The organism is Bacillus sp. X1(2014) (assembly GCF_007678255.1).
The window spans coordinates 574575-586640 of sequence record NZ_VEED01000001.1; the positions used below are offsets into that span (position 1 = coordinate 574575).

Below are 12066 nucleotides of genomic sequence, written 5' to 3' on the forward strand. Positions count from 1 at the left end.
GCACTATATTTAAGTGCTAAGCCTTTTTTATGCTTTACTTTCAATAATCAACGTCACGGGACCGTCATTGATTAATTCGACATCCATCATGGCACCAAATATGCCGGTTTCAACACGAATTCCCTTTTCACGGAGCATGCTATTAAAAACCTCATAAAGTTCAACAGCCTGTTCTGGACGTGCCGCTCCCATGAAATTGGGCCTTCTTCCCTTTCGACAATCACCGTAAAGGGTAAATTGCGATACTGAGAGAATTTCACCACCAACATCCACTAAAGAGAAATTCATCTTTCCATCTTCATCTTCAAAAATACGGAGATTGGCAATTTTATCAGCTAGATAGGCGGCGTCCTCTTCCTTATCATCATGGGTAATACCGACAAGTAAGACAAGCCCTTTGGTTATTTGCCCCGTTACTTCCCCGGCAACGGTTACACTGGCATTTTTACTTCGTTGAACAACTACACGCATTTTGAAACTCCTTAATTCATCATTCGACGTACTGAATAGATATCTGGGATCTGTTTTATGCGCTCGACCACTTTTTGTAAGTGCGCCACATTATGGATTGCAATCGACATGTTAATTGTAGCCATTTTATTTCGATCTGTTTTACCAGAAACAGCAGAGATATTGGTTTTCGTTTCATTTACTGCTTGAAGCACCTCATTCAGAAGCCCTCTGCGGTCATAGCCGCTAATTTCGATGTCAACATTATATTCTTTCCGGTCATTTAAAGAAGATTCCCATTCAACCGGGATCAACCTTGACTGGGCATCATTGGAATCGATATTCGTGCAGTCCGAACGATGAACAGATACCCCGCGCCCTTTAGTAATAAAACCGACAATTTCATCGCCAGGTACAGGGTTACAACATCTAGATAATCGGATCAGTAAATTATCGATACCAGAAACACGGACACCGGATTCACGTTTTTTGGCTGCTGGGAAGGTTTTTAAATCCGTTATGGCGTTGGTAATATTTGAGCTCTGTTCTTGATCTCTCTTTTTACGCCATTTCTCCGTCAGACGGTTTGCCACCTGTAAGGCTGTTACTCCATTGTAGCCAACGGCTGCATACATATCTTCTTCATTGGAAAAATTAAACTTCTCAGCAACTTTTTTCAGATTGTCTGTGGTTAATATTTCTTTAATATCAAATTCCATATTACGAATTTCTTTTTCAACTAACTCTTTACCTTTATCAACATTTTCATCTCGGCGCTGTTTCTTAAAGAAGGCACGAATTTTGTTTTTCGCTTGCGATGTTTGTGCGAGCTTCAACCAATCCTGACTTGGGCCGTATGAATGTTTCGATGTAAGGATTTCAATAATATCGCCGGTTTTAAGTCGATAGTCAAGGGTAACCATTTTGCCATTCACTTTTGCACCTATCGTCTTATTGCCAATTTCAGAGTGAATTCGATAAGCAAAATCAATAGGGACAGAACCAGATGGCAACTCGATCACATCGCCTTTTGGCGTAAAAATAAACACCATATCGGAAAATAAGTCGATTTTCAATGACTCCATAAACTCTTCCGCATTGGCAGTATCATTTTGAAATTCAAGAATTTCTCTAAACCAGGTTAATTTTTGTTCAAAAGTAGTGCTATCGTTGAGTGCTTCTTTGCCCTCTTTATATGCCCAGTGAGCCGCAACCCCGAATTCCGCAATCCGGTGCATCTCTTTTGTCCTAATCTGAACCTCAAGTGGATCTCCCTTTGGCCCGATTACCGTGGTATGCAACGATTGATACATATTCGGCTTCGGCATCGCAATATAATCCTTAAAACGGCCAGGCATTGGCTTCCAGCAGGTGTGAATGATCCCTAAGACAGCATAGCAATCTTTAATACTGTTCACGACGATGCGTACGGCTAGTAAATCATAAATTTCACTGAACTGCTTATTTTGCAAAGCCATTTTACGGTAAATACTATAAATATGCTTAGGACGGCCAGAAAGCTCTGCTTTAATAGCCACTTCTCCCATTCGGCTTTTTACTTCCTCAATGACATCCTCTAAATATTGCTCGCGTTCGGCTCGCTTCTTTTTCATTAAGTTTACAATTCGATAGTATTGCTGCGGATTTAAGTATCTTAATGCGGTATCTTCGAGTTCCCATTTAATCTTAGAGATCCCCAGACGATGTGCCAAAGGTGCAAAAATTTCAAGTGTTTCATTTGAAATCCGACGTTGCTTTTCTAAAGGAAGATGTTTAAGTGTCCGCATATTATGCAAACGGTCGGCAAGCTTAATCAGAATAACCCGGATATCCTGAGCCATGGCCACAAACATTTTTCTGTGGTTTTCTGCTTGCTGTTCCTCGTGAGATTTATATTTAATTTTCCCTAATTTTGTTACCCCGTCGACAAGCATCGCCACTTCGTCATTAAAAGCTGTTTCTATATCTTTTAAGGATACACTCGTATCTTCAACGACGTCGTGAAGAAAACCAGCAGCAACCGTAGCAGGATCCATCTCCAAGTCAGCTAATATGCCCGCAACCTGGATTGGGTGGATGATGTAGGGTTCGCCTGATTTTCGATATTGTTCACGATGAGCATGTTTTGCGAATTCGTATGCATTTTTTACTAATTCAACATGTTCCTCATTTAAGTAGTTCCGAGTCTTGTCGATGACTTGGTCGGCAGTCAACACTAAATCATTCGCCATGAAATCACCTTTATTTTCGTCTCATTTTATTTATATAAATGTCATTCGCTAAAATTAGTACCTTGAATATGAATGATTGTTACTATTATCGAAAAAAATAGCCAAGATGTAAAGGGATTGAGAAGTTTTTTTATTCTGCTCTGTTGATTTCCGTTCCAGGCGCTTCGCTTTCCGCGGGCGTTGCGGGGAGCCTCCTCGGCGCTTTTAGCGCCTGCGGGGTCTCCCCTGCCCCGTACTCCCGCAGGAGTCTTCGCGCCTTCCACTCCAATCAACAGGGTGCCAAAATAAATAATATCCTCTAACATAGTCTTTAATTATATAAAGAGAGCACTCGCGCTTCGAGTGCCCTCACTAATGGTTTAATAATGCATTAATGTTAAAACATCATAACCATCAAGTTTTTGTCTGCCTTCTAAATAGCTTAACTCAACTAGGAAAGCGATACCGGCAACTACACCGCCAAGCTGCTCCACTAATTGAATCGTAGCATCAATTGTTCCACCAGTGGCTAACAAATCATCCGTGATAAGGACGCGTTGCCCAGGCTTAATCGCATCTTTATGGATGGTTAGAATATCTTTCCCATATTCAAGACCATAACCTACCTTAATGGTTTCTCTAGGAAGCTTTCCTTCTTTACGAACAGGGGCAAAGCCAATACCTAAGGCATAAGCCACAGGACAGCCAATAATGAAACCACGGGCTTCAGGTCCAACGATAATATCTATCTTACGTTCTTTGGCATAAGCAACGATTTGGTCAGTTGCATATTTATATGCTTCACCATTATTCATTAAAGGAGTAATATCTTTAAATTTAATTCCTTCTTTTGGCCAGTCAGGCACAATTGTAATAAATTCCTTTAAGTCCATTCTGTAATTGCCTCCTCAAATTCAACCGACTCTTGAATTGCTTGGTCGAACCAGCCTTTTAATTCTTGAAAGGACGAAAACAATAACTCTCTTTCAAGTTCATATTGTGCTTGTTTTAACTGATAGGTTCGAGAGTCCGTTAAGTCACGCTTTTGCGCTCCAGTTTTTAAAGTGATAAATCCATTGTTTATTGTAACAAAATCTAGGTCAGAAAACACCTTTGACATAAAGTTAATGGTTTCCTGTGACCAACCGCGGTGTTTAGCAAGGTCATCACCATTACGTTTAAGATCAATCGGCCCCTTCTTTAAGAGGAAAGCATAGAACCATTTAAAATGATCACGCGTCGGAACCGTGCTGAAGAAATCACTAGATTCTTTATAAAAATAAGCATAAATCCTCGCAGGCTGTTTTCCTTTAAATAAAACCTTGAGAATCTCTTTCGATGATGGAAAATCAACCAGAACAATATTCGCCTTTTTCGCATCCAAAGACTTTGCTGCCTCTATATCCTGAATTAGGATGGTCTCGGCCATCAAATTGGGGTTTATTTTTCCAAGATGCTCTTCATTAAAGATAATAAATTTCCGGTTTTCTGCTGGGACTGTATTTGAAAGACTGTTGATTCGCTTTTGTCCTCGATAATCAAATAATTGCCAGGACTCTACTGCGATATCATGGATAAAAATTTGTGGTTTACGTATATTGTTCCATTCGTTGACAGATAATTCTCCAATTAATGAAATTTTTGATGCAGGTGAGATATGGTCCACCAAGTGGCCTAACCCAAACCCGACCCCATCCAGATTTGCATCCTTTTCTTTTACAAGGAGCTTTAAATGGTTTTGATCACTGCCAATTTTTCTGATACTTGTAATATCAACATTATTTATTAAAACCTTTGGCTTTGGGTTGTCCATACCAAAAGGAGCTAAAAGACTCATCTCATCTAATGATGATAAACTAACATGCTCAAGTTGAATTTCCTCATCAAGATAGGTCACCGGAATAAAATCTTCATCGGTAAGCTGCTCTTCTGCCAGTGTATTTAACCGTCTGCGAAGTTCAGCAACATCTTCTAGTTTTAAGGTCATTCCAGCTGCCATTGGATGCCCGCCAAAGTGAGGCAGAATGTCACGGCAGGTTGATAAATTCTTAAAGAGATCAAATCCAGCAATACTACGGGCAGAACCCTTAGCTACTCCCTTTTCCGGGTCAAAATTTAAAACAATCACCGGCCGGTAATACTTTTCAACCAGTCTGGAGGCAACAATACCTATGACACCAGCATTCCAGCCTTCCTTTCCAATGACAAGAACCTTATTGGTATCAATTGGGAAGTGTGTTTCAACCTCGTCCATCGCCTCTGTCGTAATTGCATTAACAATTGACTGTCTTGACTTATTTAGGTCATCCATTTCCGCTGCCAAGGTCTCTGCCTCAATTGGGTCATCCGTTAAGATTAGCTGGACGGCAAGGTCAGCATCTTCTAAACGGCCTACAGCGTTAATCCTTGGAGCAAGAGTAAAACCAATCGTTTCTTCATTTATTGACAGAGGATCGACCCCTGCCAGTTTTAAAATGGCTTTCAGGCCAATATTTTTGGTTGTTTTTAACTTTTCAAGTCCTTTTTTTGCAATCAGTCGATTCTCATCTTTTAGAGAGACTAAATCAGCAATCGTTCCTATCACAGCAATTTCTAACAAATGCTCTGGTACTTCTCCATAGAGGGCATGGGCTAATTTAAAGGCTACACCTACTCCAGCCAGCTCACGAAACGGATAAGTACTATCAGGGAGCTTTGGATGAATTATTGCAAGTGCCGTTGGTAATACCGGACCTGGCTCATGGTGATCAGTAATAATTAAATCCAATCCAATCTCTTCGGCAATGGCTGCCTCATGGACAGCCGATATTCCAGTATCCACAGTAATAATCAATTTTATTCCATTTTCCGCAGCATGCCGGAATGCAGTCTCATTCGGACCATATCCTTCCGTGAAACGGTTAGGGATATAAAATTGAACATTGGCACCAAGGTCTCGAAGCGTAATCATTAATACAGATGTACTGCTTACTCCATCCGCATCATAATCACCGAAAATAAGAATCGGCTCTTGTTGTTCAATGGCTTGACGAATTCTATTAACTGCTATGTCCATCCCTTTTAAAAGAAAAGGATCGTGAAACTCTTCCTTTCCAAATAAAAAATACCGCGCTGATTCAACGGTATCAAAGCCACGGTTAACAAGCAGTGAAGCGACAAGAGGCGTAATTTTTAATTCAGTTTCAAGCTTTTTAATAAGTTGCTCATCGGATTTCCGAACAATCCATCTAGTTTTCGAACTTAACATGTGTATGTTCACCCCTCAGACTTTCTCATTATACAGGACTGCAGAACAGGATTCAATCAAAAGAAAAACCGCAGAGGGTCTGCGGTTTGTTTCGAAAACTTACACTTGTGGTTGATCAGAATATTTTCTTTTTTCTTTTACCGTTTTAATAACGCCCTTCTTCTTCAGTTCTTTACATTTCATAACATACCATAAAGAACCTGCGACAAAGACGGAAGAGTACACACCAACAATTAATCCAACAAATAAAGCGATGGAGAAGTTAAAAATCGACGGGCTTCCAAAAATCATTAAGCATACTACCGTAATAAGGACGGTTAAAACAGTATTAAATGACCGAGTTAATGTTTGACGAATACTTACATTTACCACATCAGCAATATCCTGAACTGTTTTAAGCCGTTTTTTCTTTTGCATATTCTCACGAACTCTATCGAAAGTAACAATCGTATCATGGTTTGAGTACCCAATAATAGTTAAAATCGCTGCGATAAAGTTTAAATCTACTTCTAGTCTTGTAATACTAAAAATAGCAATCATAAAGAAGGCATCGTGAAGGATGGCCGCAATCGCTGCGATTGCCATATATGCTTCAAATCGAATCGAAACGTAGAGAATAATACCGATTGATGCAAACAAGACAGCAAAAAAGGCATTTTTCGCTAATTCTTTTCCAACAGTAGGAGAAACAGTGCTAACATTCGGCTCATAGCCAAATTGCTTTTTAAAATCTGCTTTTAAAGTGGCAATTTCATTTTTTGACAGTACCCCAATCATTCGGACTGCCCCAATTTCCTTTTTATCACCAGAAATGACAACATCATCTGGTGTTAAATTTAGTTTAGTAAAAGCATTTTCAACTTGAGCAGTTGTTAAAGGTGTTTTTGATTGAACCTCTACACGTGTACCACTTGAAAAATCAATTCCCAAATTCATACGGAAAATAGAAATAGCAATAATTCCCGCAACAATGAGAACTCCCGATAGGATGAATACTTTATTCCTAAGTTTAACAAAATCAATTTTATCAAATCTAGTCGGCAGTTCGGTTGTATCTACATTTTCATTAATAGATCTAATTTGGGACTTGCGTACAGCAAACCATCCTGGTTTGTTATTTAATAAACCACTGTGGACGCATAACCCTAGTAACAGCCTTGCACCATAAACATTGGTAAGAAAGCTCATAAGTACACTCACAAGTAACATAGTTGCAAAGCCTTTTACAGAACTTGTCCCGTAAAAGAATAAAACACCCGCTGTTAACATTGTCGTTAAGTTTGCGTCAAAAATGGCTGTAAATGCATGTTGCTCACCAGCTTGGAATGCAGATTTAATGCTTCTGCCTACCTTTAGTTCTTCTCTAATCCGTTCATAAGTAATAATATTGGCATCAACTGCCATACCGATTCCTAGAATAATCGCGGCAATTCCCGGCAAAGTAAGAACACCATTCATCCAATCGAAAATTAATAAAACTAGATAAGTAAAAATAGTTAATGTAACGGTTGCAATAAGTCCTGGAAAACGATAATAGAAAATCATAAACAGATAAATAATAATGACACCAATGATTCCAGCTATAACCGTTTCATTTAATGCCTGTTCCCCGAACTTAGCCCCAACAGAAGTGGAGTATACCTCATCAAGCTTAACTGGTAACGACCCAGCATTTAAGAGCGAAGCCAAAGTTTGTGATTCTTCAGTTGTGAAACTACCAACGATCGAAACGGTGTTTTGATTAAAAATTTGTTTTACTGTTGGTGCTGATAAGTATTTTGGGTTTTCTTTTGTTACTTCCTCTTTAAAAGAGTCTTTTCCTTCTTGAAAATCAAGCCAAATAACAAGGACATTATTTGGTGCCATATTCATAATTTGTTCGGACACCTTACGGAATTTATCTGCACTCTTTAATGTAAGGGAAACGCTTGGGGCTCCATTTTCATCAAAGGTTTGCTTAGCACCGCCTTGTTTTAAGTCAGAGCCATCCATCATCAATTTATCATTAGCATCTCGGAAAGTTAGATTTGCCTGGGTAGATAAAATCTCACGTGCTTGATTTTGATCGGTAACCCCAGCTAGTTGAACACGAATCCGGTTATTCCCTTCAATTTGAATATTCGGTTCGCTTACACCAAGGACATTGATCCGTCTGTCAAGTGCTTCAGCTGTGCTAGCCATTACTTCTTTATCAATTTTTTGTCCTTTTTTCGCTGGTTTAACATCGTACAAGACCTCAAATCCACCTTGCAGGTCTAGACCGAGTTTAATATTGTTTAATATGTTCTTGGTAGTTGCTCCCATTGTGCTTCCGATAATTAGGACCACAAGCAAGAAAGCAACGATTCTACTACGCTTTACCATTATGTATTGTTCCTCCTTAATGCATGTGCATCAGCACTGTACCCCGTCTCATCCTTATGTAAAAATAAGAAAAAAGTCACTTCCTTCATTATGAAAGAAGATGGATTGGCTGTCAATTTACAATAATATCAAAAATATATAGTATTTCTATTTTAACAGTTCCTTTAATTCATCCTCATCATGAATGGAGAACTCAGAAGCTTTATAGGCCTCTATTGTCGCGAAATTGAGATAATCACTTGCTTTAACAGACAGTATTTCTTGGATTATTTCGTACAGTTTCATATCTTCCTTGATTTTTTTCCACTTTTTCTTAATTAAAAAATCCCAAAGTTCCTGCTCTGATACCGAATCAAGCCCTAGCAGCTGAAACTCTAAAAGTTTACTCGCTACGGCCGGCTGGACCTGGGGGCGAAAATGTTCGAATCTGTGACTTTCATCCATTACGACTGCCTCCTTGGAAAATCTCCCCTTTAATTGAACCTTGCCAAAAAGCTGTTACAACTTGTCATGCTTTGTCCACCCTTACGCATATAGTTAATTGTATATGAATTCTTCTTATTTGAGAAGGTGGGAATCCGCATGTCGAAGTTTTTAAAAGGGACCTTTATCCTATTAATCGCAGGCCTTATCACAAGAGTCCTTGGTTTCATAAATCGAATTGTTATAGCTCGAAGTATAGGAGAAGAAGGCGTGGGCCTTTACATGATGGCGTTTCCTACTTTTATCCTTGTAGTGACGCTTACTCAGATGGGACTGCCTGTGGCTATTTCAAAAAATGTAGCTGAGGCAGAAGCGAAAGGAAATTTTGCAGAGATTAAAAAAATTCTTGTTGTTTCCTTGGCGATAACGATTTCACTATCCCTTATTTTTACCCCAGCACTATTATTACTTGCACCACTGCTATCGAAAACATTGTTTACGGACCCACGGACCTTTTATCCTTTAATTGCCATAGCTCCAGTCGTTCCCGTGATTGCTATTTCCTCAGTGCTAAGAGGGTACTTTCAAGGAAGACAACAGATGCGTCCATCTGCAATCTCACAAATTTTAGAACAATTCGTACGTATTTCCTTGATAGCCGTGATGACAAAAGCGTTTCTACCATATGGAATTGAATATGCAGCCGCTGCTGCCATGATTGCTTCGGTGATCGGTGAACTTGTCTCACTTATTTATTTAATGACTACCTTTAAATTAAAAAAACGTTTTAGACTCCGAAAAAAATTCTTTCAATTTGTTCATAGTGGGAAACAAACATTTAAAGAATTAATGGATATTGCCCTGCCGACCATGGGAAGCCGGATGATTGGGTCAGTGGCATGGTTTTTTGAACCAATTGTTGTGGTTCATAGCTTAGCCCTTGCAGGTGTCGTTACCGTCGAAGCCACCAAACAATATGGTGCCTTAACCGGTTTTGCCATGCCGCTATTGATGTTACCGTCTTTCATCACTTTTTCATTAGCCACTTCACTCGTCCCTGCGATTAGTGAAGCCAATACCCAAAACAACAAAAAATTAATTGAATACCGATTACAGCAGGCTTTAAGGTTTGCCTTCTTATCCGGTGGATTGGCCGTTGTTGTTCTCTACGTATTGGCTGACCCGTTAATGCAACTTATGTACGGCTCAGCAAAGGGCTCTTATTTCATCCGTTTAATGGCTCCTTTCTTCCTATTCTATTACTATCAAGGACCATTACAGGCAGTATTGCAGGCATTGAATCTTGCCCGGGCAGCTATGATTAATAGCTTGATTGGTGCTATAGTTAAAACAGCAGTCATCTTTTTACTAGCATCCCAAGCCTCCTTTGGTATTAATGGGGTAGCAATAGGGATTCTCGTCGGCTTTGTTTTAGTGACTGTTCTTCACTTTGCCACTGTACTAAAAAAGATTTCCTTTTCCTTTTATGTTCGCGATTATATAAAGGGATTCCTAGTTATGGGCGGGTCTGGATGGCTTGGTTATTGGATATTTGCCCACCTATTTCTAAATGAAGCGTTAACTATAAGAGTCCTATTATCATTGCTAGCCATGGCCATTTCCTATATCGCTTTGGTACTTATTTTAGGTCTAATTAAAAGGGATGAATTAAAACGGATTCCTTGGATTGGAAACTTATTTGCTTAAAGAAATAAGACACGCACGCGCGTGTCTTTTGTTCATTCATCCTTTAAATCGATAAAGAACTTTCCATTTTCATAGCTGCAAAATGAGATCTTCTTAACATCCCGATAACCCTGTTTTTTCAACTCCTGGCGCAGCCAGAGATTTGTTTTATTTATTCTAATTAAATTTTCATCATCAATATTTCCATCTAGTATTAAAGGGATTGTAATATCACCTTGCTGAGATTCTGCGTTATCATTCTTTAACTTTTCAATGACGGACAAACTACCGGAGGATTCAAGAATTGCAAACTCAACGTCAGCAATACTGCGAATGTCCTTTTCACGGAGCTGTGTCATTAAATCATCAAAATTGTACCGTTGCTTCCGCATCGCCTTCTCATCAATTTTCCCCCGGTTAATAATAATGCTTGGCTGTCCATCAATGAGATTACGAAATTTTTTACTTTTTAAAGAAATAATGGCAAACAATATTTGAATTATCATCAATACTACCATGGGGAGTATCGTATGAAATAATGTTGTTTCTGGTTTTTCAATTGCCACGACAGCCAACTCACCAATCATAATGAAAACCACAAGATCTAATATACTTAATTCCCCAATTTCCCGTTTCCCCATCACACGAAAAATGATTAGGATTAAGGCATAGAATAATAGCGTTCGTAAACCGATCGTTACATAATTATCCACAACTGTCGCCCCTTTATTTACATTCCATTGTATTGTTTGCAATATTAGATAAAAAATGAGCGGAATAAACTGCCAATAATATCTCAATCGTGAAAAAGGAACTAAATTTTAATTCTACTTTTCCTCTTGTACGAATACGCTTGTACTAGGAAGAAACTTATTAAGGGGCCGGCACTAAAGCGTTTATATAAATGCCAGCCTAGAGGGCAATTGAAGGGGGAGAGTTAAAATCGAATCGAAAAGCTTTGGCACTTCCATTCTGTACGGATTAATTTTTATTCTCGTTTTTGCTGTAATTAGCAGCCTAATATTTGCGTTTATCCTTAGGTTCACGTCTGCACGTGAGGTATCACTCCAATACGTAATTACAGCATTATCATTTATCGGTCTTTTCGGAGGCGGTTTTTTATCTGGAGGAAAAAGAAAAGAAAAGGGCTGGCTTATTGGGGGAGTGACTGGAATAATCTACTCCGTCATAGTCTTTTTGTTCCAGTACCTAGGATATGATCGCTTGTTTAATGCCGAACAAGTAGTTTATCATACTTGCTACACTTTAATTGCGATGATGGGTGGTATTTTAGGGGTAAATATTTCTACAAACAATTCTCGAAGATCTGCATAATCTAAAAAATAAAGGAAGCCGACACGCGGCTTCCTTTTTTGTTTGTTATTATTTTGAAAGGTTAACGCTTTCGCCTGCATCAGCAGTGACTTCACGAATAGCATTACGGTCAAATGTAAGACGGCTTCCGTCTCCACATTTAATAACGGCTTTATTATCATCAATTGAATCTATAAAACCATGTAGTCCACCAATCGTAACGATTTTATCACCCTTTTTTAAATCGTTTTGCATTTTCTGAACCGCTTTTTGGCGCTTTTGTTGCGGGCGAATTAATAGGAAATAAAATAACACAAACATTAATATTAATGGAATGATTGTACCAATTCCTCCAGACATCCTGTTTCCCTC

At 39.0% G+C, this 12066-nt stretch carries 10 protein-coding genes; 2 read left to right on the plus strand and 8 right to left on the minus strand.

Annotation, left to right across the window (positions count from 1 at the left end):
- Positions 1 to 27 precede the first annotated feature (27 nt).
- The 6 genes from dtd to FS608_RS03095 all read right to left on the minus strand — a co-directional run bounded on the left by dtd (position 28) and on the right by FS608_RS03095 (position 8715).
- Complete coding sequence (gene dtd, locus FS608_RS03065; protein WP_144547787.1) at positions 28 to 471, minus strand: D-aminoacyl-tRNA deacylase; 444 nt, start codon at positions 469 to 471, stop codon at positions 28 to 30.
- An 11-nt stretch (positions 472 to 482) separates the two neighbouring features.
- Complete coding sequence (locus FS608_RS03070; RefSeq protein WP_144547788.1) at positions 483 to 2681, minus strand: RelA/SpoT family protein; 2199 nt, start codon at positions 2679 to 2681, stop codon at positions 483 to 485.
- A 359-nt stretch (positions 2682 to 3040) separates the two neighbouring features.
- The gene (locus FS608_RS03080) at positions 3041 to 3553 is read right to left on the minus strand and encodes an adenine phosphoribosyltransferase (protein WP_026563464.1); all 513 of its coding nucleotides are present in this window, start codon (positions 3551 to 3553) and stop codon (positions 3041 to 3043) included.
- The gene (gene recJ / locus FS608_RS03085; RefSeq protein ID WP_144547789.1) at positions 3544 to 5907 is read right to left on the minus strand and encodes a single-stranded-DNA-specific exonuclease RecJ; all 2364 of its coding nucleotides are present in this window, start codon (positions 5905 to 5907) and stop codon (positions 3544 to 3546) included. Before recJ ends, FS608_RS03080 begins: the two co-directional genes overlap by 10 nt.
- Before the next feature lie 99 nt (positions 5908 to 6006).
- Positions 6007 to 8271, minus strand: coding sequence for a protein translocase subunit SecDF (gene secDF, locus FS608_RS03090; RefSeq protein WP_144547790.1), 2265 nt, complete (start codon positions 8269 to 8271; stop codon positions 6007 to 6009).
- Between the two features lie 147 nt (positions 8272 to 8418).
- Positions 8419 to 8715 carry a post-transcriptional regulator gene (locus FS608_RS03095; RefSeq protein ID WP_144547791.1) on the minus strand — a complete coding sequence of 99 codons (297 nt, stop codon included), beginning with the start codon at positions 8713 to 8715 and terminating at the stop codon, positions 8419 to 8421.
- Between the two features lie 138 nt (positions 8716 to 8853).
- On the opposite strand from FS608_RS03095, the gene spoVB reads away from it, so the two are divergent.
- On the plus strand, positions 8854 to 10401 hold the full coding sequence (gene spoVB, locus FS608_RS03100) for a stage V sporulation protein B (RefSeq protein ID WP_144547792.1): 1548 nt from the start codon (positions 8854 to 8856) through the stop codon (positions 10399 to 10401).
- Positions 10402 to 10433: 32 nt separating this feature from the next.
- Here spoVB and FS608_RS03105 read toward each other — a convergent pair whose 3' ends face one another.
- Entirely contained in the window at positions 10434 to 11093 is a 660-nt protein-coding gene (locus FS608_RS03105; protein ID WP_144547971.1) for a DUF421 domain-containing protein, read from the minus strand.
- Between the two features lie 259 nt (positions 11094 to 11352).
- On the opposite strand from FS608_RS03105, the gene FS608_RS03110 reads away from it, so the two are divergent.
- Entirely contained in the window at positions 11353 to 11715 is a 363-nt protein-coding gene (locus FS608_RS03110; protein WP_144547972.1) for a TIGR04086 family membrane protein, read from the plus strand.
- Positions 11716 to 11763: 48 nt separating this feature from the next.
- Here the strand turns inward: FS608_RS03110 and yajC are convergent, their stop codons facing one another.
- On the minus strand, positions 11764 to 12054 hold the full coding sequence (gene yajC / locus FS608_RS03120) for a preprotein translocase subunit YajC (RefSeq protein ID WP_144547794.1): 291 nt from the start codon (positions 12052 to 12054) through the stop codon (positions 11764 to 11766).
- Positions 12055 to 12066: the final 12 nt, after the last annotated feature.